The organism is Citrobacter sp. 506 (assembly GCF_050434985.1).
GTDB lineage: Bacteria > Pseudomonadota > Gammaproteobacteria > Enterobacterales > Enterobacteriaceae > Citrobacter > Citrobacter braakii.
The window spans coordinates 521774-543073 of record NZ_JBNDJN010000001.1; the positions used below are offsets into that span (position 1 = coordinate 521774).

Here is a 21300-nt window from a genome sequence, read left to right on the forward strand (position 1 = left end):
CTTATCCGGCCTACGGGAACAATTAAAAATCTATCGCCCATTCTGCGTGAAACAGGATCACCGCCGAACCGGTAATGGTGACTTTTTCTGGCTGGTTATCACGGATAGTCACCGTCACATCAACAATACCGTCGCGCCCGAGCGCACGGCCCTGATGTCCCTGAACACGTAACGTTTTCCCATCATGCGCCATCAGCCCATGGTGAACCAACCACGCGCCCATTGGACCGTTGGCATTGCCGGTAACCGGGTCTTCCACAATCCCAATTGCAGGCGAAAACATGCGGCCATCGGTGGCGTTTTCGCCCGGGCGGATTTGAAAAGGAAAGAAGCCGTTACAGCCAATTTGTTGGCTGATGGCTGTCAAAGCCTGCAAATCAGGGGAAAGGGCGTCGAGGTCCACCTCGGGCTTAAGCGGAATCATCACTTTCGAATGCCCGGTGGTAGCAACCTGAATCGGCAAGCCTGCCAGCATATCGTCTTCGCTCAGGTGTAGGGCCTCGATAATCGCACTACGAATAGCCCCTTCCAGCGGAGGTTCAAATCCGGGTACGCCTTGCTCAAGGCTAATACGATAGTCATTCCCGATAGCTTCGATATCCACCCGATGACGACCGGCCAGCGAGGTTTGCCAGACTGTACTGTTGCCCAAGCCAAGCACGTTTGCCCGCACATAATGTGCAGCGACGGTAGCATGCCCACAGATAGGAACTTCGACCGTCGGCGTGAAATAGCGGATGCGAACATCGCTGTCGTCGCTGGTCAGCAGGAAAGCGGTTTCCGAATGACGCAGCTCGCGAGCAATGAGTTGCATCTGTGTTTCGCTCAGTCCGTCAGCATGCAAAACCACGCCTGCTGAATTGCCGCGAAAGGGTACCGAGGTAAAGGCATCGACGTGGTAAACCTGTGGTTTCATTAACGTTCTCCCTGGAATGGAGAAGCATCATAACGTGCAAAATGCCGGATGGCGATGATCGCTATCTTATCCGGCCTACGGTGCCTGGTTGTAGGCCGGATAAGGCGTGTCGTCACCCGACATTTCAATGCGGATTTATCGGCGTGAACGCACTATTTGATAGCGGCGGGTAAAGTACTCAAACGGCGCACTCCACACGTGAACCAGGCGTGTGAACGGGAACAGCAGGAAGATAGTCATCCCCAGAACCAGATGCACACGGAAAATCAACGCCACGCCATCCAGATGCGCAGACGCGCCGCCCTGGAAAGTCACCACCGACTGCGCCCAACCTACCAGTTTCAGCATTTCACTGCCGTCAGGATGCTGCGCAGAGAATGGGATGGTGGTTAAGCCGAGGATACACTGAATCAGCAGAACGCAGAGGATCAGGATATCGGCAGTGGAGGAGGTTGCACGAATGCGCGGATTGGTCAAACGACGTACCAGCAAGCCAGCGCCACCGACCAGCGTCAGCACGCCACAGAGCCCACCGGCGATCATCGCCATCTGCTGCTTCACCGCAATCGGCAGGAACCAGGCATACATCCAGTGCGGGGTTAACATGCCAAACAGGTGCCCGAAAAAGATCCCCAGAATGCCGATGTGGAACAGGTTTGACCATAACACCATGCCGCGTTTGTCCAGCATCTGGCTGGAAGAGGCCCGCCAGGTGTATTGCCCGTAGTCATAGCGTAGCCAACTGCCGAGGATAAACACCGTGCCACAGAGGTACGGGTAGATATCGTAAAAAAAGACGTTCAGGTACTGTATCATTTCGGGCCTCCCGCGCTGACGTCGACATACTGAGGTGCCACGTCCTGGCTAAAGCGTCGTTGATAGTTTTGTAACGGTGAACTGTCACAGGCGGTGGCGTTATCCTCGATAAACTTCACCTGTTCCTCTTCCCAGACGGCATCCAGCGCCTGTCGGGTATCGTCGCGGGTTTCCGTGTCAACCTGTTTAGTGACACTGTCACTTGAAAGAGGGCTTCCGGCAAGCAGTAGCAGGGCGTCAAACAGTTGATACCACGGCGTATCACGCTGTTTCAAACGCCCCCCCAGCAGCGCCAGAATCGGTGCGACGTTCTGCAATCCTTCTTTGGCCTCCGCTTCCGGCAACACGCTTAAGTACTCCAGATACAGCGGCAGATGATCCGGCAGTTCGCGGCAGTCGAGCTGCAGTCCGACCTTTTCGTACTGCGCCAACAGATCAACCATCGCCTGGCCCCGATCGCGAGACTCGGCGTGCACGTGCTCAAACAGCAGCAGAGAGGTGGCCCGGCCCCGGTCAAATATCTCACACCATTCGGCTTGTTTATCCAGTAATGGCGCATTGAGCAGCCCCTGGCTAAATTCGGTAAGCATTGGGGCATCGCTGGCCACAAGCGCCAGCGCCTCGTCTTTACACTCCCACAGCAACTCGTCGGGATATTCCATCAACAGGCCGATAACCTTCAGGATTTGCATTATTCACCCTCCGCTTTATCGCGCACTTCGGTGATGTCGATGGCGTCAATACGACTGCTGTTAAACAGGTTGAATTTGGTATCTGAACCATGGCAGCCGTCGCCAAAGGTAAATCCGCAACCGTTTTTTTCCGGGAACGCATCACGCGCCATTTCACGGTGGCTGGTCGGGATCACGAAGCGGTCTTCATAGTTGGCGATGGCCAGATAGCGATACATCTCTTCAACCTGCTCAACGGTCAGACCCACTTCCTCAATCGCGCGGGTGTCCGTAACGCCTTCTACGGTTTGCGAACGCATATAATGGCGCATGGCCATCATTCGTTTTAGCGCCCGCAGTACCGGACCGGTATCGCCCGCGCTAAGCATGTTGGCAAGGTACTGAACCGGAATTCGCAGTGATTCAACCGCTGGCAGAATGTTGCCATTGTGCGGCAGTCCCCCCGCGTCAGCGACCGACTGAATCGGCGACAACGGCGGTACATACCAGACCATCGGCAGGGTGCGGTATTCCGGGTGCAGCGGCAGCGCCAGCTTCCAGTCCATCGCCATCTTGTAAACGGGCGAACGTTGGGCCGCTTCGATGACGTTGTGCGGAATACCTTGTTTTAACGCCTCTTCAATGACCGCCGGGTCGTGTGGATTGAGGAACACATCGCACTGACGCTCGTAGAGATCGGTCTCATGCTCGGTGCTGGCTGCTTCTTCGATGCGGTCGGCGTCGTACAGCAATACGCCAAGATAGCGGATGCGTCCCACGCAGGTTTCCGAACATACCGTCGGCTGGCCCGACTCAATACGCGGGTAGCAGAAAATGCACTTCTCTGATTTACCGCTCTTCCAGTTAAAGTAGATTTTTTTGTACGGACAACCGCTGATGCACAAGCGCCAGCCGCGACATTTATCCTGGTCGATCAACACGATGCCGTCTTCTTCGCGCTTATAGATGGCACCGCTCGGGCAGGTGGCGACACAGCTTGGGTTCAGGCAGTGTTCGCACAAGCGCGGTAAATACATCATGAAGGTGTTTTCGAATTGCCCGTACATCTCCTTTTGCATTTTCTCAAAGTTACGGTCGCGGGCACGTTTTGAGAACTCACCGCCGAGCAACTCTTCCCAGTTAGGACCCCAGATAATCTTGTCCATCCGTTTGCCATCTATCAGCGAACGCGGACGTGCGGTGGGCTGATTCTTGCTTTCCGGTGCGCTATGCAGATGCTGATAATCGTAGGTAAAGGGTTCGTAATAATCATCGATTTGCGGGATCACCGGGTTAGCAAAAATTTTGGTGATAACGCCCATCTTGCCGCCCAGGCGCGGCCTTATCTTCCCGTTAACATCGCGAATCCAGCCGCCTTGCCACTCTTCCTGATCTTCCCAGTTTTTCGGATAACCAATGCCTGGCTTGGTCTCAACGTTGTTAAACCACGCATATTCCATCCCTTCACGTCCGGTCCAGACGTTTTTACAGGTGACGGAGCAGGTGTGGCAGCCGATGCACTTATCCAGATTAAGAACCATGCCTACCTGTGAGCGTATTTTCATTTTTTCGCCTCCTGTACCTGATCGCGACCTTCATCATCCAGCCAGTTAATATTTTTCATTTTTCTAATCATGATGAACTCATCGCGGTTAGAGCCGACCGTGCCGTAATAGTTGAAGCTGTATGCCAGTTGCGCATAGCCGCCGATCATGTGCGTGGGTTTCGGGCAGACGCGGGTGACTGAGTTGTGGATCCCGCCGCGCATACCGGTGACTTCCGAGCCTGGGATATTCATGATTCGCTCCTGAGCGTGATACATCATGGTCATTCCCGGCGGCACGCGCTGACTCACCACAGCCCGCGCGGTGAGCGCGCCGTTGGCGTTAAAGGCTTCAATCCAGTCGTTATCCTCAATGCCCAGCTCTTTAGCATCGGTCTCACTGATCCAGACAATGGGGCCACCGCGCGACAGCGTCAGCATCAGCAGGTTTTCGCTGTAGGTAGAGTGGATCCCCCATTTTTGATGCGGAGTCAGGAAGTTGAGCGCTTTTTCCGGGAAGCCGTTAGGCGGAACTTCGCGCATATTGCTGACGCTTCGGGTATCGATAGGCGGACGATATGCCACCAGACTTTCACCAAACGCTCGCATCCACGCGTGATCCTGGTACAACTGTTGGCGACCGGACAGGGTGCGCCACGGGATCAGCTCGTGGACGTTGGTATAGCCTGCGTTATAGGAGACATGTTCACTTTCCAGCCCGGACCAGGTGGGGCTGGAGATGATTTTGCGCGGCTGCGCCTGAATATCGCGAAAACGGATTTTCTCGTCTTCTTTGTTCAACGCCAGATGCGTATGGTCGCGTCCGGTCATCGCTCCCAGCGCTTCCCAGGCTTTCACCGCCACCTGACCGTTCGTTTCCGGTGCCAGGGCGAGGATCACCTCAGACGCGTCCAGCGCGGTGTCTATCAGTGGTCGGCCTTTCGCCGGACCTTCGCGTTTGGTGTAGTTCAGCTTGCCGAGGAAATCGACCTCCGCTTGGGTATTCCACGTAATACCTTTCCCGCCGTTACCGAGCTTGTCCATTAGCGGACCGAGCGAAGTGAAGCGTTCGTAGGTGGCGGGATAGTCACGTTCCACAACGGCAATATTGGGCGCCGTTTTCCCCGGGAGGAGATCGCATTCGCCTTTACGCCAGTCCTGAATGTCAAACGGCTGCGCCAGCTCTGCCGGGGAGTCGTGTTGCAGCGGTTGTAATACCACATCCGTTTCTTGCCCAAGGTGCCCGACGCAAACCTCAGAGAAGACTTTGGCGATGCCTTTATAAATTTCCCAGTCGCTCTTCGATTCCCACGCAGGATCGACCGCCGCCGACAGCGGGTGAATAAACGGATGCATATCCGAGGTGTTCATATCGTCTTTTTCATACCAGGTGGCGGTCGGCAAAACGACATCGGAGAACAGGCAGGTACTCGACATACGGAAATCGAGCGTTACCAGCAGATCAAGCTTGCCCTCTATCGCCGCGGACTGCCATTCCACCTCTTCAGGTTTAATACCTTCGCTTGAACCGAGCGCTTCCCCCTGGATCCCGCTTTCGGTACCCAGCAGATACTTGAGCATGTATTCATGCCCTTTACCGGAGGAGCCGAGCAGGTTAGAGCGCCAGACGAAGAGATTACGCGGATGGTTGTTACCACTATCCGGCTGCTCGCAGGCAAAACGAATTTCACCCGATTTCAGCGCCTGTGCAGTGTATTGTGCAGGCGACACTCCCGCTTGTTCTGCCTTTGCTTTGACGGTCAGAGGGTTGAGGTTGAGCTGCGGCGCGGACGGCAGCCAGCCCATTCTTTCTGCACGTACGTTAAAGTCGATCAAATGTCCGCTAAACTTCGACGCATCAGCCAGCGGAGAGAGGAGTTCCTGAGCGGTGAGTTTTTCATAACGCCACTGGCTGGAGTGATTGTAGAAAAACGAGGTGCTGTTCATCTGACGCGGTGGGCGGTTCCAGTCCAGCGCAAAGGCCAGCGGCAACCAACCAGTTTGCGGACGCAGTTTCTCCTGACCCACATAGTGCGCCCAGCCGCCGCCGCTTTGTCCCACACAACCGCAGAACACGAGGATGTTAATCATTCCACGGTAGTTCATATCCATGTGATACCAGTGGTTGACGCCAGCCCCGAGGATAATCATCGAACGGCCATGGGTTTTGTGCGCCGTATCGGCAAACTCACGGGCGATTTGTTCGATATGACGACGAGGGACACCGGTAATTTGCTCTCCCCAGGCCGGGGTGTAGGCTTTCACTTCGCTGTAATCTTGCACGCTATGAGCGTCATCCAGACCGCGGTCGAGGCCGTAATTCGCCAGCACCAGATCATAGACGCTTACCACCCGGCAACGGCTGCCGTCGGCGAGGTTAAGATGTTTTACCGGCAGTTGACGAATCAGCACGGGTTCCTGTTTCACGCTGCGAAAATGTGGGTTTTCGTTACCGCCGAAGTAGGGGAATGCCACGCCAGTCACTTCATCATGCTGACCGAGCAGCGAGAGGGAAAGTTCTGTTTCAGCGCCAGCCGCCAGTGGCTCCAGGTTCCATTTACCTTTCTCGCCCCAGCGAAAACCGATAGACCCGTTCGGGACCACCAGTTCGCCAGCAGTGTTAAAGGCCACGGTTTTCCACTCCGGATTGTTACTTTCGCCCAGACCATCGACAAGGTCTGAGGCGCGCATCATGCGACCTGGCACGTAGCTGCCATCTTCCCGGGCATCCAGCAAAACCAGCATCGGCATATCGGTATAGCGACGACAGTAATTGATGAAGTAATCGCTGGGATTGTCGAGGTGGAATTCTTTCAGGATGACGTGGCCCATCGCCATCGCCAACGCGCTGTCTGTTCCTTGCTTAGGTGCCAGCCACTGGTCGCACAGTTTAGCGACTTCCGAGTAATCCGGCGTAATGGCAATCGTCTTGGTGCCTTTGTAGCGTACTTCAGTAAAAAAGTGCGCATCCGGGGTACGGGTCTGCGGCACGTTTGACCCCCAGGCGATGATGTAGCTGGAGTTATACCAGTCGGCGGATTCTGGAACATCGGTCTGTTCGCCCCAGGTCATCGGTGATGCAGGCGGTAAATCGCAGTACCAGTCATAGAAGCTCAGGCAGGTTCCGCCCAGTAGCGAAAGATAGCGTGTGCCTGCGGCATAGGAGACCATCGACATAGCAGGGATCGGGGAGAACCCGGCCACGCGATCCGGGCCATAGGTTTTCACCGTCCAGACGTTGGCGGCAGCAATGAGCTGATTAAGCTCTTTCCAGTTGGAACGGATAAAACCACCGCGCCCGCGTACCTGTTTGTAGCTCTGGCATTTTTGCGGGTCGTTCATAATGGATTCCCAGGCCAGCACCGGATCGGGCTGGCGGGACAAAGCGTCGCGCCACAGTTCGATCAGACGTTTACGCACCAGGGGATACTTCAGACGGTTGGCGCTGTAAAGATACCAGGAGTAGCTGGCACCGCGCGGGCAGCCACGGGGTTCATGATTTGGCAGGTCAGGGCGGGTACGCGGGTAGTCGGTTTGCTGCGTTTCCCAGGTCACCAGTCCGTTTTTGACGTAGATTTTCCAACTGCATGAGCCGGTACAGTTAACGCCGTGGGTAGAACGCACAATTTTGTCGAACTGCCAGCGCTGACGATAGCTGTCTTCCCAGTCCCGGTTGGTGTGCATCACTTGCCCGTGCCCATCGGCAAACGTATCGCCCTTTTGTTTAAAGTAGCGAAAGCGATCGAACAGTTTACTCATGACATAACTCCTGCTTTGAGAATATTGCCGACGGTGAATCGAACGGTAGGCCGGATGGCGGTTAACGCCTTATCCGGCCTATCGAACTGTCCAATCCTGCGGTATCCATTTTGTTATTTTTTTTGTGATTTACGGCCATAGACCAGCCAGGTCACCAGCACGCAGACGATGTAAAACACGAGGAATATTTTCATTGCGCCCACCGGAGAGCCGGTCAGCGCCAGCGATGAACCAAACGCTTTGGGGATGAAGAAGCCCCCCACAGCGCCAATAGCAGAGATGAATCCCAGCGCGGCAGCGGTATCGGTTACCGCCTCACGTTGGGCCTGTTCTTCAGTACCACCGTGCAGCTTGACCCGGTATATGGTGATTTTGCGAAAGATCACCGCGATCATCTGGAAGGTTGAGCCGCTTCCCAGACCCGCAGTCAGGAACAAGCCCATAAACACCAGGTAGAAGGCGACAAAGTTTCCTTCGCCTGACCCAGGCAGGGTGAGGAACAGCAGGGCGCTAAACAACGCCATAAAGATGAAGTTAATTAACGTGACGCGCACACCGCCGAATTTGTCAGAGATCACGCCGCCTGCCGATCGCGCAAGAGCGCCGATGAAGGGGCCGAAGAACGCCAGTTGCAGGATATTCACGTCCGGGAACTGAGTTTTCGCCAGCATGGCAAAGCCTGCCGAAAAGCCGATAAATGAACCGAAAGTGGCGAGATACAGCAGGCTTAATAACCACAGATGAAAACGCTTGAGGACCGGCAACTGGGAAGCAATTGAGGCCTTCGAACTGGCAATATCGTTCATTCCCATGCCTGCTGCTAAGGTGGCTATCAGCAGTAACGGAACCCAAATCCATGCGGCATTGGCCAGCGACAATAACGAGCCGTCGGCCTGCGGTACGCCCTGTACGCCCAAAAAGGTAAAGATAGGCAGAAAGATCACCAGCGGCGCGATCAACTGCATCACGCTGACGCCAAGGTTGCCGAGACCACCGTTAACGCCTAATGCGCTGCCTTGTTTCGCTTTGGGGAAGAAAAAGCTGATATTACCCATGCTGGAGGCAAAGTTTGCGCCAGCAAAACCGCACATCAGCGCAATGATAATAAATACGCCAAACGGAGTAGCGTTATTTTGCACGGCAAAACCCAGCCAGACGCAGGGAATAACCAGAATAATCGTGCTAAAAATGGTCCACCGGCGCCCACCAAATATAGGTACCATAAAGGAGTAGGGAACGCGCAATATTGCGCCAGAAAGAGAAGGCAATGCCGTTAATAAAAACAGTTGGTCAGTAGTGAAATTAAAACCAATTTTATTCAGATTGACGGCCACGGCGCTGAACAACATCCAGACGCAGAACGCCAGCAACAGACAACTTACTGATATCCAGAGGTTTCTGCGTGCAATATGCTTACCTTTGTTTTCCCAAAAGGCAGGGTTCTCCGGTTTCCAGTCAGTTAAAAGATAACGATTATTTTTCTCATTTGATGCTGACATATTATTCTCCATGCCCATGCCGTTCATGAAAAAGAAATAAACGCACACAGCGCCGCGCGAGTTCTTTTTAGAAACTATTGAAAAGTTTTGGGAATATTGACTGAAAGAATAGATAAAAAAGTGCAATAACGCGGCGTGATGAGGGAATTACATGTTGCTTAAGTGTTACCAATTGTAAAAATAAAAGATGTATTATTAATTCATCTATAACATCAATTAACTAACTCCAACGTAATCATACGATCCAAATGGCGTTCGAATGCAGGGTCGGCCATTTCCTCAATGCCTAAGACATAGATGCCATCCAGGCCGCAAACCAATGCGATTAAGCGCCAGGCCACCTCGGCCGCATCCGGTATTGCTGAAAATTCACCTGCACTCTGTCCTTGAGTGATGATAGCGGCGGTTTCTTCATGCCACATCCGCATGGTTAGCAGGTAGGCGCTTTTGATTTCCGGATCTTTATCCGCCAGGACCTGCGCTTCGCGCCACAGTTTAATGTAGGGTTCGAACCCGCCATCTTCGCTGCCCAACATAGCATGCAGTCGTTCGCGGAAGCTGGCGTTATCACTGACCTGTTCGGCATCCAGAAGGGTCCGTATCAGTTGCACAAACGCGAGGGATTTTAACTCACCCGCAGAGGTAAAGTGATGGTGTACCTGCCCGGTGGACACCTGAGCTTCCGTGGCAATACGCCGCACCGTCATAGCAGTAAATCCTTCCTCAAGCGCGACACGCATGGCCGCTTGCAGAATAACTTCCCGACGTTCGTCCCGATTCAGATAGCTCATCTTTCCTCCTGTACCCGTATAGCACGCAGTCTAACAAAAAGTTGGACATACGTTCAAATTTCCGTAGGATCGCTAAAGCTGGACACGTGTCCAGTTTCAGTTTCGTTAGGGAGTTTTATGTTTCGTCAGTGGTTAACGTTAGTCATTATTGTACTGGTCTACATCCCTGTTGCGATTGATGCAACGGTGCTGCACGTTGCCGCGCCCACGCTGAGTATGACGCTGGGTGCCAGTGGTAACGAGCTGCTGTGGATCATTGATATTTATTCTCTGGTAATGGCCGGAATGGTATTGCCAATGGGCGCGCTGGGCGATCGTATTGGCTTTAAACGTCTGCTGCTGTTAGGGGGCGGAGTATTTGGTCTCGCATCGCTGGCCGCTGCCTTTGCCCATAGCGCGGGTTGGCTGATTGCCACCCGGGCTGTATTGGCGATTGGGGCGGCGATGATTGTTCCGGCAACGCTTGCGGGTATTCGCGCCACATTCGCTGAGCAACGGCATCGCAATATGGCGCTTGGTGTCTGGGCTGCCGTGGGTTCCGGCGGTGCGGCATTTGGCCCACTGGTTGGTGGGATGCTGCTGGAGCACTTCTACTGGGGATCCGTATTCTTAATTAATGTACCGATTGTCCTGGTGGTAATGGCCTTAACCGCACGCTTAGTGCCGCGCCAGGCCGGACGTCGCGATCAGTCGTTAAATTTCGGTCATGCGATAATGCTGATTGTCGCCATTCTGCTGCTGGTTTACAGCGCTAAAACCGCGCTGAAAGGGCATACGGCGACCGCTGCCATTGCGTTGACGCTGTTAACCGGCGCGTTACTGTTGTGGCAGTTTGTCCGCATCCAGCTCGCTGCTTCCCGCCCGATGATTGATATGCGGCTGTTCACGCATCGTATCATCTTAAGCGGCGTTGTGATGGCGATGACCGCCATGATAACTCTGGTGGGTTTCGAGTTACTGATGGCTCAGGAGCTACAGTTTGTTCATGGTTTAACACCGTATCAGGCGGGACTGTTTATGCTGCCGGTGATGCTGGCAAGCGGCTTCAGCGGCCCCATTGCCGGTATGCTGGTGTCACGCCTGGGATTACGTTGTGTGGCAACGGCGGGTATGGCGCTTAGCGCCGTCAGTTTTTACGGCCTGGCGATGACGGATTTCAGTACTCAGCAGATTCAAGCCTGGATATTAATGGCTTTGCTCGGTTTCAGCGCCGCCAGTGCGCTGCTGGCCTCAACGGCGGCTATCATGGCGGCAGCCCCGGCAGAAAAAGCCGCAGCCGCGGGCGCCATTGAGACAATGGCTTATGAACTGGGGGCCGGGCTTGGGATCGCTATCTTTGGGTTGTTGTTGAGCCGCAGCTTTTCAGCTTCGATTCTGCCGCCTGTCGGACTTAATCCACAGGAGATAGAACGAGCCTCATCGTCAATGGGTGAGGCGGTGCAACTGGCGCACTCGCTCCCGTCGTCGCTGAGTGAGGCGTTGCTGTCGGCTGCTAAAGAAGCCTTTACCTGGTCGCACAGCGTGGCCTTAAGCAGCGCCGGCAGCATGCTTATCGTATTAGCGGTAGGAATGTGGTTCAGTCTGGCAAAGGTACAGCGTCAATAACTAATGGGCTAAATGACAGGGGTAATCCATCTCTTCGACTTCTTTCCCACTCAGTCGAGCGTATTGCCCCGTCAGCCTCCAGAACGCAGGCTGTGTTTCCGTATAGATCTCTGCCGCTAAAATCAGGCGGCGGCGATCCACCTCATTCAGTTCCAGCAGCGTCCACGGCACAAAATAACGATCGCTGCCCGTTAGGGTAAACCACAGCGGACACCCGCATCCGGAACAGAAGAAACGTTCACCACGATTTGAAGATGGGAAGTGCGAAGGTTCTGCTGAATCTGGCGACATCAGCGGCTGAGCGCTGGCTTCCAGATACATAGCGATGCCACCTGACCACTTCTGGCACAGCGTACAATGACAGGCATAGACATCCAGCATTTCGACGTCGACGGTAAAATGACTCTGCCCGCAAAGACAACGACCAGTGAATGTCTGCACGGCATACTCCTTATGACCGAGTCTACATTAAGAGAAAAAGCCAGCCCTGGAAGGACTGGCTTTGTATTCAGACTACAACAAAATTAGAACTGGTAGTTCAGACCAACAGCAACGATGTTGTCAGTGCTTACACCGGCAGCTCTTGTGAAGTTGTTGGCATCCAGCAGGTTGATTTTGTAATCAACGAAGGTGGACATGTTTTTGTTGAAGTAGTAGGTCGCGCCCAGGTCTACGTATTCAACCAGATCCTGGTCGCCGAAGACCGCAATGTCTTTACCTTTGGATTTCAGGTAAGCAACGGACGGACGCAGACCGAAGTCGAACTGGTACTGAGCAACTGCTTCAAAGTTCTGTGCTTTCTCAGCGATACCAGCAACTTTAGAGCCATAGGTGGTCATGTTGCGAGTTTCGGAGTAGGTGGTTGCCAGGTAGATGTTGTTCGCATCATATTTCAGGCCAGCAGCCCATACTTCAGCGTTTGCGCCGTTAGCTTTGAAGATGCTGTTATGGTTGTTCTGCTCGTCGGTACGGTCAGATTTCGCATAGGTCGCACCTACGCCGAAGCCTTCGTACTCATAGGTAGTAGACAGACCAAAACCGTCGCCGTTAGCTTCCTGAACGTCGTTACGGTCGTTTTTGCCCTGGTACTGAGCAGCAAAGTTCAGACCTTCAACCAGACCGAAGAAGTCGGTGTTACGGTAGGTTGCAACGCCAGTAGTACGGCCAGTCATGAAGACGTCAGTCTGGGTCCAGGTATCGCCACCGAACTCTGGCAGAACGTCGGTCCATGCGCCGATGTCGTAAGCTACGCCGTAGTTACGACCGTAGTCGAAAGAACCGTATTCAGCGAATTTCAGACCAGCGAATGCCAGACGGGTTTTATCTTTGTCGGAACCCTGATTTTCAGAACGGTTGCCTTTGAATTCATATTCCCACTGACCGAAACCAACCAGTTGGTCGTTGATCTGAGTTTCGCCTTTGAAGCCCAGACGCGCGTAAGTTTTGTCGCCATCGTTGCTGGTATCGTTAGAGAAGTAGTGTTGAGCGTGAACTTTACCGTACAGGTCCAGTTTGTTACCGTCTTTGTTATATACCTCAGCTGCGTTTACCGCACCTGCCGCCAACAGGCTAGTCACTGCCACTGCAACTAATTTAAGTTTCATTCTAAATAATCCTTATAATTATTTCTTGGTGTGTTTCCTAAACCATTGCTAAACGAAGGGGTTCGTCAATGGCAAACCATTTTTAAATGACGCAGTGGTATAAGTTCAATAATAAGTTTCATAATATTGCGAAATATTTGAAGTTGTGTGATCCAGATCTACATAATATAGCTGATTGTATTAATCTTAATATGTGACAGATCGGAATGGGTATATTTACATGGGGAACTATTGTGCAGGCTATGATTTAAATGGCGTTAGTTTCGCAGGTGTAATATATACATGTGAAGAGATACAGATAACCGAGTAATACTTTCGGGCGTTAATTAATTTTCATATATTTAACATTTAATTAAAAAAATATAAACATAAACCGCAGTGGAATGAACAATTATTATTCATTAAATTGTCTAAAGTATAGCCGGATTTTATTTGTTTGTGATAAAACCCGACTTTTTTTCAGGCACGGCGCGTTGCCAGCCAGCAAAGCAGAGACCCCGCGCAGACCATCAGCGCTCCTTGCCAGAAGGATAGTGACAGCGGGGCGCTGAGCAACACCGCGGCCAGCGCAGAGGAGAGCACTGGAGTAAAATAAGACCCGACGGCCATAACGGTCACGTTGCCATGCAAAATACCAATATTCCACGCGGCATAGGCAAATCCTAACGTTAATGCTGCAGTGAACATTTTAATCGTCACCGAAGTGCTGAAAACCATTTCCGGTTGAGGCGTAATAAAATAGTAAACCCACAAACTTGCCGCCGTTAGTAAAACGAACACGGTGATGCCGTTAAAACCTTTTGCATATTTATTAGTCACCGTGCAATACGTTGCCCAGATAAAAGCGCCGAGAAAGGCGAGGAAATAGCTAAGCGGGCTGCTGGCAACATTACTGATTATTTCTCCAGGATTCAGGCCGTTTTCGCCCCCCAACACCCAACAAACCCCGGTCAATGCGATGATTAATCCGGGAATCACCAACCAGGTTGTTTTTTGGCCATTAAATAAGATGGCGAATAATATTGTCAGACTTGGCCAGAGATAATTGACCATACCCACTTCAATAGCCTGGTGACGAGTAGCGGCATAGCCTAGGGCCAGCGCTAAGCATATTTCATAGCTAACAAAAAGCACGCTACCGGCGATTAAATATCGCACAGGAATTTTTCTGATATTTGGGAATCCGACGGTAAATATCAGCAACAGGCCGCTTAATGTAAAAATCATCGCCGCGCCGCCTGCCGGCCCAAGTCCTTCGCTTACCCCACGAATAAGCCCGACCATCGTGCTCCAGAGCACGATGGCAATAAGCCCAATTAACGTTGCTTTTTGTTTTGTCATGCTGATTGTCTGTCCATGGTACTGGCAAAAATTAAGCTGAAATGTATAGCACCTTTACACCGTAGCGCGCTAATTAATTCCCTTTTGTCTACTCCCTTATGGGTACAAAGGTTAAGCGAAGTGCACTATTTAGTAGCGGAACCGTTTCGTTATTGATTTGACGCAAAAAAAATATGGATATAGCTGATAGTTTCGTCGCGAAGTTGTACATGTCATCTTTCAATCATGCCGCGCTGGCGCAATTTGAGAGATTTCCTGTACGAATCCCTGCAAAAAAGAGGAAAGCAATGGACGTCAGCCGCAGACAATTTTTTAAAATCTGCGCGGGCGGTATGGCGGGAACAACAGTAGCCGCTCTGGGTTTTGCACCCAAAATGGCACTGGCTCAGGCGCGAAACTATAAGCTGTTGCGCGCCAAAGAGATCCGAAACACCTGCACATACTGTTCCGTAGGTTGCGGGCTATTAATGTATAGCCTGGGAGATGGAGCAAAAAACGCCAAAGAGTCGATTTACCATATTGAAGGGGATCCGGATCATCCGGTGAGCCGTGGGGCATTATGCCCTAAGGGCGCAGGATTACTGGATTACGTGCACAGTGAAAACCGTCTGCGTTACCCGGAATATCGCGCTCCAGGCTCCGACAAATGGCAGCGTATCAGCTGGGATGAGGCTTTCACCCGTATCGCGAAGCTGATGAAAACTGACCGCGACGCCAACTTTATTGAGAAGAATGAGCAGGGCGTAACGGTAAACCGCTGGCTTTCTACCGGGATGCTGTGTGCATCTGCGGCAAGTAATGAAACCGGCATGCTGACGCAAAAATTTGTGCGCTCACTCGGCATGCTGGCAGTAGACAACCAGGCACGCGTCTGACACGGACCAACGGTAGCAAGTCTTGCTCCAACATTTGGTCGCGGTGCGATGACCAACCACTGGGTTGATATTAAAAACGCCAACGTCGTGATGGTGATGGGCGGTAACGCCGCTGAAGCACATCCGGTGGGATTCCGCTGGGCGATGGAAGCTAAAAACAACAATGATGCCACGCTAATTGTTGTTGACCCCCGTTTTACACGTACAGCCTCGGTAGCGGATATTTACGCGCCAATTCGTTCCGGCACGGACATTACGTTCCTGTCCGGCGTCTTGCTGTATCTGATTGAAAACAACAAAATCAACGCTGAATACGTTAAGCATTACACCAACGCCAGCCTGCTGGTGCGGGATGATTTTGCTTTTGAAGACGGTCTGTTCAGCGGTTACGACGCGAAAAAACGCCAATACGATAAATCGTCCTGGAACTACCAGTTCGATGAAAACGGCTACGCGAAACGCGATGAAACGTTAAGCCATCCCCGCTGTGTCTGGAATCTGCTAAAACAGCACGTTTCCCGCTACACGCCGGATGTGGTGGAAAACATCTGCGGTACGCCAAAAGAAGACTTCCTGAAAGTTTGCGAAGTGCTGGCTTCCACCAGCGCAGCGGACCGCACCACCACGTTCCTGTATGCGCTGGGCTGGACACAGCATACCGTCGGGGCGCAGAACATCCGTACCATGGCCATGATCCAGTTGCTGCTCGGCAACATGGGGATGGCAGGTGGCGGGGTCAACGCTTTACGCGGTCACTCCAACATTCAGGGTTTAACCGACTTAGGGCTGCTCTCTACCAGTCTGCCAGGCTACCTGACGCTGCCGTCAGAGAAACAGGCCGATCTGCAAACCTATCTGGCCGCTAACACGCCAAAAGCGACGTTGGCCGATCAGGTGAACTACTGGGGCAACTACCCGAAATTCTTCGTCAGCCTGATGAAATCTTTCTACGGCAATGCGGCGCAGAAAGAAAACGACTGGGGCTTTGAGTGGTTGCCGAAGTGGGATCAGTCCTACGACGTCATCAAATACTTCAACATGATGGATAGCGGGAAAGTCACCGGCTACATCTGTCAGGGCTTTAACCCGGTCGCGTCCTTCCCGGACAAAAACAAAGTGGTGCAGTGCCTGAGCAAACTGAAGTATCTGGTGATTATCGATCCGCTGGTAACCGAAACCTCTACGTTCTGGCAGAACCACGGTGAATCAAACGACGTTGATCCGGCTTCTATTCAGACCGAAGTCTTCCGCTTGCCATCCACCTGCTTTGCGGAAGAGGACGGCTCCATCGCCAACTCCGGTCGCTGGCTGCAGTGGCACTGGAAAGGTCAGGATGCCCCGGGTGAAGCCCGTAACGACGGCGAAATTCTGGCCGGTATTTATCACCGTCTGCGCGACATGTATCGCACTGAAGGCGGTAAAGCTGTAGAACCCGTGCTGAAAATGAGCTGGAACTATAAGCAGCCGGACGAACCGCACTCCGAGGAAGTGGCAAAAGAGAACAACGGCTATGCGCTGGAAGATCTCTATGATGCCAACGGTGTGCTGGTTGCGAAGAAAGGCCAGTTACTCAGCAGCTTTGCGCTTCTGCGCGATGATGGGTCTACGTCATCGTCCTGCTGGATTTATACCGGTAGCTGGACCGAGCAGGGCAACCAGATGGCCAATCGCGATAACGCCGACCCGTCAGGTCTCGGTAATACGCTGGGCTGGGCCTGGGCATGGCCGTTAAACCGTCGCGTGTTGTATAACCGCGCTTCGGCGGACCCGCAAGGTAAGCCATGGGATCCAAAACGCATGCTGATCCAGTGGAACGGCACGAAGTGGACGGGGAACGATATCCCGGACTTCAACACCGCAGCACCGGGTAGTGGCACCAATCCGTTTATTATGCAGCCGGAAGGGCTGGGTCGTCTGTTCGCTATCGATAAGATGGCGGAAGGTCCGTTCCCGGAACACTACGAGCCGATGGAAACGCCGCTGGGTACGAACCCGCTGCATCCGAACGTGATCTCCAACCCGGCAGCGCGTCTGTACGAAGCGGATAAGTTACGCATGGGCACGAAACAGGACTTCCCGTACGTCGGGACGACCTATCGTCTGACCGAACATTTCCATACCTGGACCAAGCACGCATTGCTGAATGCGATTGCTCAGCCAGAGCAGTTTGTGGAAATCAGCGAAACGCTGGCGGCGGCGAAGGGGATCTCCAACGGCGATCACGTCAAAGTTAGCAGCAAGCGTGGATTTATTCGCGCAGTTGCCGTGGTTACCCGTCGTCTGCGTACTCTGCACGTCAACGGTCAGCAGGTTGAAACGGTTGGGATCCCGATCCACTGGGGCTTTGAAGGAGTCGCGCGTAAAGGCTATATCGCCAACACCCTGACGCCGAATGTCGGTGATGCAAACTCGCAAACGCCGGAATACAAAGCGTTTTTAGTTAACATCGAGAAGGCGTAAGGGAGGCGAACATATGTCTATGGAAACGCAGGACATCATCAAACGGTCCGCAACAAACGCCATCACGCCGCCGCCTCAGGCCCGTGATTACAAAGCTGAGGTCGCAAAGCTGATCGACGTTTCCACCTGCATAGGCTGTAAGGCCTGTCAGGTGGCATGTTCAGAGTGGAATGATATCCGCGATGAAGTCGGCCACTGCGTCGGGGTGTATGACAACCCTGCCGATCTTAGCGCCAAGTCCTGGACGGTGATGCGGTTTACCGAAACCGAACAGAACGGCAAGCTCGAGTGGTTGATTCGTAAAGACGGCTGTATGCACTGTGAAGATCCGGGCTGCCTGAAGGCATGCCCGTCTGCCGGGGCTATCATCCAGTACGCCAACGGGATTGTTGATTTTCAGTCAGAGCACTGCATTGGCTGCGGCTACTGTATTGCCGGGTGTCCATTTAATATTCCGCGCCTCAATAAAGAGGATAACCGCGTGTATAAATGTACGCTGTGTGTGGACCGCGTCAGCGTCGGGCAGGAACCTGCCTGCGTGAAGACCTGTCCGACCGGGGCAATCCATTTCGGCACCAAGCAGGAAATGCTGGAAATGGGCGAACAGCGTGTGGCAAAACTGAAAGCACGCGGTTATGAACATGCCGGTCTCTACAACCCGGAAGGTGTGGGTGGCACGCACGTGATGTACGTTCTGCATCATGCCAACCAGCCGGAGCTGTATCACGGCCTGCCGAAAGAACCGCAGATCGATACCTCTATCAATCTGTGGAAAGGGGCGCTGAAACCGCTGGCCGCTGCCGGATTTATCGCCACCTTCGCCGGACTGATTTACCACTACATTGGTATCGGTCCGAATAAGGAAGTGGACGACGACGAGGAGGATCATCATGAGTAAGTCGAAAATGATTGTGCGCACGAAGTTTATCGACCGCGCCTGTCACTGGACGGTGGTGATCTGCTTCTTCCTGGTGGCGTTGTCGGGGATTTCGTTTTTCTTCCCGACTCTGCAATGGCTGACGCAGACCTTCGGTACGCCGCAGATGGGGCGCATTTTGCACCCGTTCTTCGGACTGCTGATCTTCGTGGCGCTGATGTTCATGTTTGTACGCTTTGTTCACCACAACATCCCGGATAAAAAAGATATCCCGTGGCTGAAAAACATTGTGGAAGTGCTGAAAGGCAATGAACACAAAGTGGCGGACGTGGGTAAGTACAATGCCGGGCAGAAAATGATGTTCTGGTCGATCATGAGCATGATTTTCGTGCTGCTGATCACCGGCATCATTATCTGGCGTCCGTACTTTGCGCAGTTCTTCCCGATGCAGGTCGTGCGCTATAGCCTGCTTATCCATGCGGCTGCGGGGATTATCCTGATGCACGCCATCCTCATCCACATGTATATGGCATTCTGGGTGAAAGGATCGATTAAAGGCATGGTCGAAGGGAAAGTGAGCCGTCGCTGGGCGAAGAAACATCACCCACGCTGGTATCGCGAAGTTGAACGACAAGAAGCGAAAAAAGAGAGCGAGGAAGGGGTTAACTAACTCCTGACGTGCCCTGATCGTAATGGCGCTACACCAGTAGCGCCATTTTTTTGCCAAAAAAACGTCATATTTCGATAAGCCGGATGACGGGCCTACACGCGCATTTTGCTGATGTAGGCTGCCATCCGGCAATACGGTTTACTCCAGTTGTGAGTTCAGGCGCTCAATCTCCTCACGCCATTGCGCCTGTAACAGCGGCTTTTGATGTTTCGGCTTGCGGGCAAGATCGTCAGCCAGACGCTGCTCCAGCTCAAGAAGTTGTTCCAGCAATCCATCGCTGTCACCGCTTATTTCGGCTCTTGCATCGACCACCGTTTTGGGAACGGTTACCTCCGAGGATGTTTCCCGAATACGCGCATTGACCGCGTCCAGATCGTGCCATTCACTGAGTTCGCCGTTGTCGATCAACCAAAACCGGTTGCAGCTTTGGCTGATCAGCTGACGGTCGTGACTGACCAACAACACGCCGCCGTTATAGCTTTGCAGCGTTTCTGCCAACGCCTCTTTACCTTCCAGATCCAGATGGTTGGTCGGTTCATCGAGCATCAGCAGGCTGTAGCGCGCAAGCGTTAGCCCAACAAACAGCAGCCGGGAGCGCTCACCGCCGCTTAGGGAACTGATCCGCTGCGCGTGACGAACCCACGGAAAACCCGCGCTAATCAGCGCCATTTTGCGGATATCAGGCTGCGGAGCAAACGGCTCCAGCGCGTCAAATAACGAATCGTTATCTGCGAGTTGGTGCAGCGTCTGGTCGTAATACCCCAACGTAACGCGCGGGTGCAACACCAGTGAAGGTGATGCCAGTTGTGAGTGAAACTGTTGCCAGATAAGCCTTAACAACGATGATTTCCCGCAACCGTTGCGCCCGACAATCGCCACGCGATCGCCGCTTTTTAACCGGAGACCGGCAATGGAAAACAGCGTATCGGCGTCGGGAGCAGGGGCTACGGACAGATTAGTCATCTCCAGCAAACGATCCGCACGCAGGGCATCTCCCTGCAATGTTAGTGTCCACTGACTTCCTGACGTCACTTCAGTCTGTACCTCTTTCAGGCGCTGTACCTGCTTTTCCATCTGCTTGGCCTTGCGGGAAAGATCTTCGTTGTCGTAGACCCGCCCCCAGGTAGCCAGCCGTTTGGCGCTGGCGGTCACCCGGTCTATCTCCTTTTGCTCAGCCTTATGGCGCAGAGCATCGCTGATGTCTCTTTCTGCCAGAGCCTGACGCGCCGCGCTACAGGGCAGATCGAAGGCATGAAGAGTTCGATCGCGCAGGATCCAGGTTCCGTGAGTCACCGCGTCTAACAGCTGCGGGTCGTGGGAAACCACCACAAAACTCCCAGACCAGTTTTGTAAGAACTGTTCCAGCCACAGTAATGTTGGCAGATCCAGGTGATTACCCGGCTCATCCAGCAGCAGCAGGTCAGGGTTTCGCATCAGCGCCCGCGCCAATAACAGACGCGTGTGTTGGCCGCCGCTCAGCGTGTGTGCTGTCAGAGATAAATTCTCCGGCGTGAACCCCATTTCGGCGAGCAGTGCTTCAACTCGCCACTGCTGACCTGCGCGTTCATGCTCGGGCAGTTGAGCCAGAACGGCTTCCTGCAGCGTGAGTGGCAATATTTCGTCAGGCAGATGTTGTTCTACACGGGCGAGATGGCAGTGATTTGCCTGCGCGATAACCCCACTGGTCGGCGAAATTGTGCCATCGAGCAGTTTTAACAGCGTGCTTTTGCCGCAGCCGTTGTAACCGATAAGCCCGATGCGGTCGCCTTTTTTCAGGGTAAAGGAAAGATCGTCGAATAGCGTGCCGAATGCCGTATCAACGTGTAAGGATTGTGCGGTTAGTAATGTGCTCATTGTTGCTTACTCAAGAGTT

Annotated in this window: 15 protein-coding genes; 4 read left to right on the forward strand and 11 right to left on the reverse strand. The window is 53.2% G+C overall.

Annotated elements, in window-relative coordinates; all coding sequences use genetic code 11:
- Positions 1-22 precede the first annotated feature (22 nt).
- The 7 genes from ABIE10_RS02650 to ABIE10_RS02680 form a co-directional block, all read right to left on the reverse strand.
- Positions 23-916: a PhzF family isomerase gene (locus ABIE10_RS02650; protein WP_429154637.1), complete on the reverse strand. Its 894-nt coding sequence runs from the start codon at positions 914-916 to the stop codon at positions 23-25.
- 135 nt (positions 917-1051) lie between these two features.
- Positions 1052-1732, reverse strand: a complete 681-nt coding sequence (narI, locus tag ABIE10_RS02655; protein WP_003833047.1) for a respiratory nitrate reductase subunit gamma — start codon at positions 1730-1732, stop codon at positions 1052-1054.
- Positions 1729-2424, reverse strand: a complete 696-nt coding sequence (gene narW / locus ABIE10_RS02660; RefSeq protein ID WP_200047866.1) for a nitrate reductase molybdenum cofactor assembly chaperone — start codon at positions 2422-2424, stop codon at positions 1729-1731. Before narW ends, narI begins: the two co-directional genes overlap by 4 nt.
- Positions 2424-3968 (reverse strand): nitrate reductase subunit beta, encoded by a 1545-nt coding sequence (narH, locus tag ABIE10_RS02665; protein ID WP_019076801.1) that lies wholly within the window; start codon positions 3966-3968, stop codon positions 2424-2426. The genes narW and narH overlap by 1 nt, the downstream gene beginning before the upstream one ends.
- Complete coding sequence (locus ABIE10_RS02670; RefSeq protein WP_429154641.1) at positions 3965-7705, reverse strand: nitrate reductase subunit alpha; 3741 nt, start codon at positions 7703-7705, stop codon at positions 3965-3967. Before ABIE10_RS02670 ends, narH begins: the two co-directional genes overlap by 4 nt.
- Before the next feature lie 113 nt (positions 7706-7818).
- On the reverse strand, positions 7819-9204 hold the full coding sequence (locus tag ABIE10_RS02675; RefSeq protein WP_047358146.1) for a NarK family nitrate/nitrite MFS transporter: 1386 nt from the start codon (positions 9202-9204) through the stop codon (positions 7819-7821).
- 212 nt (positions 9205-9416) lie between these two features.
- Positions 9417-9995, reverse strand: a complete 579-nt coding sequence (locus tag ABIE10_RS02680; RefSeq protein ID WP_016153113.1) for a TetR family transcriptional regulator — start codon at positions 9993-9995, stop codon at positions 9417-9419.
- A gap of 117 nt (positions 9996-10112) precedes the next feature.
- Here ABIE10_RS02680 and ABIE10_RS02685 point away from each other — a divergent pair, with 117 nt between their 5' ends.
- Positions 10113-11600, forward strand: a complete 1488-nt coding sequence (locus ABIE10_RS02685; RefSeq protein WP_046276366.1) for an MFS transporter — start codon at positions 10113-10115, stop codon at positions 11598-11600.
- Here the strand turns inward: ABIE10_RS02685 and ABIE10_RS02690 are convergent, their stop codons facing one another.
- From ABIE10_RS02690 to yddG, 3 genes are all read right to left on the reverse strand, one after another.
- Positions 11601-11981: a GFA family protein gene (locus ABIE10_RS02690; RefSeq protein WP_429155475.1), complete on the reverse strand. Its 381-nt coding sequence runs from the start codon at positions 11979-11981 to the stop codon at positions 11601-11603.
- Between the two features lie 143 nt (positions 11982-12124).
- Positions 12125-13204 carry a porin OmpD gene (gene ompD / locus ABIE10_RS02695; protein ID WP_047498652.1) on the reverse strand — a complete coding sequence of 360 codons (1080 nt, stop codon included), beginning with the start codon at positions 13202-13204 and terminating at the stop codon, positions 12125-12127.
- A gap of 459 nt (positions 13205-13663) precedes the next feature.
- Positions 13664-14545, reverse strand: coding sequence for an aromatic amino acid efflux DMT transporter YddG (yddG, locus tag ABIE10_RS02700; RefSeq protein WP_016156546.1), 882 nt, complete (start codon positions 14543-14545; stop codon positions 13664-13666).
- Positions 14546-14832: 287 nt separating this feature from the next.
- On the opposite strand from yddG, the gene fdnG reads away from it, so the two are divergent.
- The 3 genes from fdnG to fdnI are packed head-to-tail and all read left to right on the forward strand — an operon-like array spanning position 14833 to position 19427.
- Positions 14833-17880: a formate dehydrogenase-N subunit alpha gene (fdnG, locus tag ABIE10_RS02705; RefSeq protein WP_094169740.1), complete on the forward strand. Its 3048-nt coding sequence runs from the start codon at positions 14833-14835 to the stop codon at positions 17878-17880.
- A gap of 13 nt (positions 17881-17893) precedes the next feature.
- Positions 17894-18778 carry a formate dehydrogenase N subunit beta gene (gene fdnH / locus ABIE10_RS02710; RefSeq protein ID WP_016153107.1) on the forward strand — a complete coding sequence of 295 codons (885 nt, stop codon included), beginning with the start codon at positions 17894-17896 and terminating at the stop codon, positions 18776-18778.
- Positions 18771-19427, forward strand: a complete 657-nt coding sequence (gene fdnI / locus ABIE10_RS02715; protein WP_016153106.1) for a formate dehydrogenase-N subunit gamma — start codon at positions 18771-18773, stop codon at positions 19425-19427. The genes fdnH and fdnI overlap by 8 nt, the downstream gene beginning before the upstream one ends.
- 138 nt (positions 19428-19565) lie before the next feature.
- On the opposite strand, the gene ABIE10_RS02720 is transcribed toward fdnI, so the two are convergent.
- Positions 19566-21281 carry an ABC-F family ATP-binding cassette domain-containing protein gene (locus ABIE10_RS02720; RefSeq protein WP_429154646.1) on the reverse strand — a complete coding sequence of 572 codons (1716 nt, stop codon included), beginning with the start codon at positions 21279-21281 and terminating at the stop codon, positions 19566-19568.
- Positions 21282-21300: the final 19 nt, after the last annotated feature.

Coding starts and splice junctions, on each gene's coding strand:
- fdnH (WP_016153107.1), top strand. CDS start 17,894: ATGTCTATGGAAACGCAGGACATCATCAAACGGTCCGCAACAAACGCC.
- ABIE10_RS02670 (WP_429154641.1), bottom strand. CDS start 7,705: ATGAGTAAACTGTTCGATCGCTTTCGCTACTTTAAACAAAAGGGCGAT.
- narI (WP_003833047.1), bottom strand. CDS start 1,732: ATGATACAGTACCTGAACGTCTTTTTTTACGATATCTACCCGTACCTC.
- ABIE10_RS02675 (WP_047358146.1), bottom strand. CDS start 9,204: ATGTCAGCATCAAATGAGAAAAATAATCGTTATCTTTTAACTGACTGG.
- fdnI (WP_016153106.1), top strand. CDS start 18,771: ATGAGTAAGTCGAAAATGATTGTGCGCACGAAGTTTATCGACCGCGCC.
- ompD (WP_047498652.1), bottom strand. CDS start 13,204: ATGAAACTTAAATTAGTTGCAGTGGCAGTGACTAGCCTGTTGGCGGCA.
- narH (WP_019076801.1), bottom strand. CDS start 3,968: ATGAAAATACGCTCACAGGTAGGCATGGTTCTTAATCTGGATAAGTGC.
- narW (WP_200047866.1), bottom strand. CDS start 2,424: ATGCAAATCCTGAAGGTTATCGGCCTGTTGATGGAATATCCCGACGAG.
- yddG (WP_016156546.1), bottom strand. CDS start 14,545: ATGACAAAACAAAAAGCAACGTTAATTGGGCTTATTGCCATCGTGCTC.
- ABIE10_RS02650 (WP_429154637.1), bottom strand. CDS start 916: ATGAAACCACAGGTTTACCACGTCGATGCCTTTACCTCGGTACCCTTT.
- ABIE10_RS02690 (WP_429155475.1), bottom strand. CDS start 11,981: ATGCTGGATGTCTATGCCTGTCATTGTACGCTGTGCCAGAAGTGGTCA.
- ABIE10_RS02680 (WP_016153113.1), bottom strand. CDS start 9,995: ATGAGCTATCTGAATCGGGACGAACGTCGGGAAGTTATTCTGCAAGCG.
- ABIE10_RS02685 (WP_046276366.1), top strand. CDS start 10,113: ATGTTTCGTCAGTGGTTAACGTTAGTCATTATTGTACTGGTCTACATC.
- ABIE10_RS02720 (WP_429154646.1), bottom strand. CDS start 21,281: ATGAGCACATTACTAACCGCACAATCCTTACACGTTGATACGGCATTC.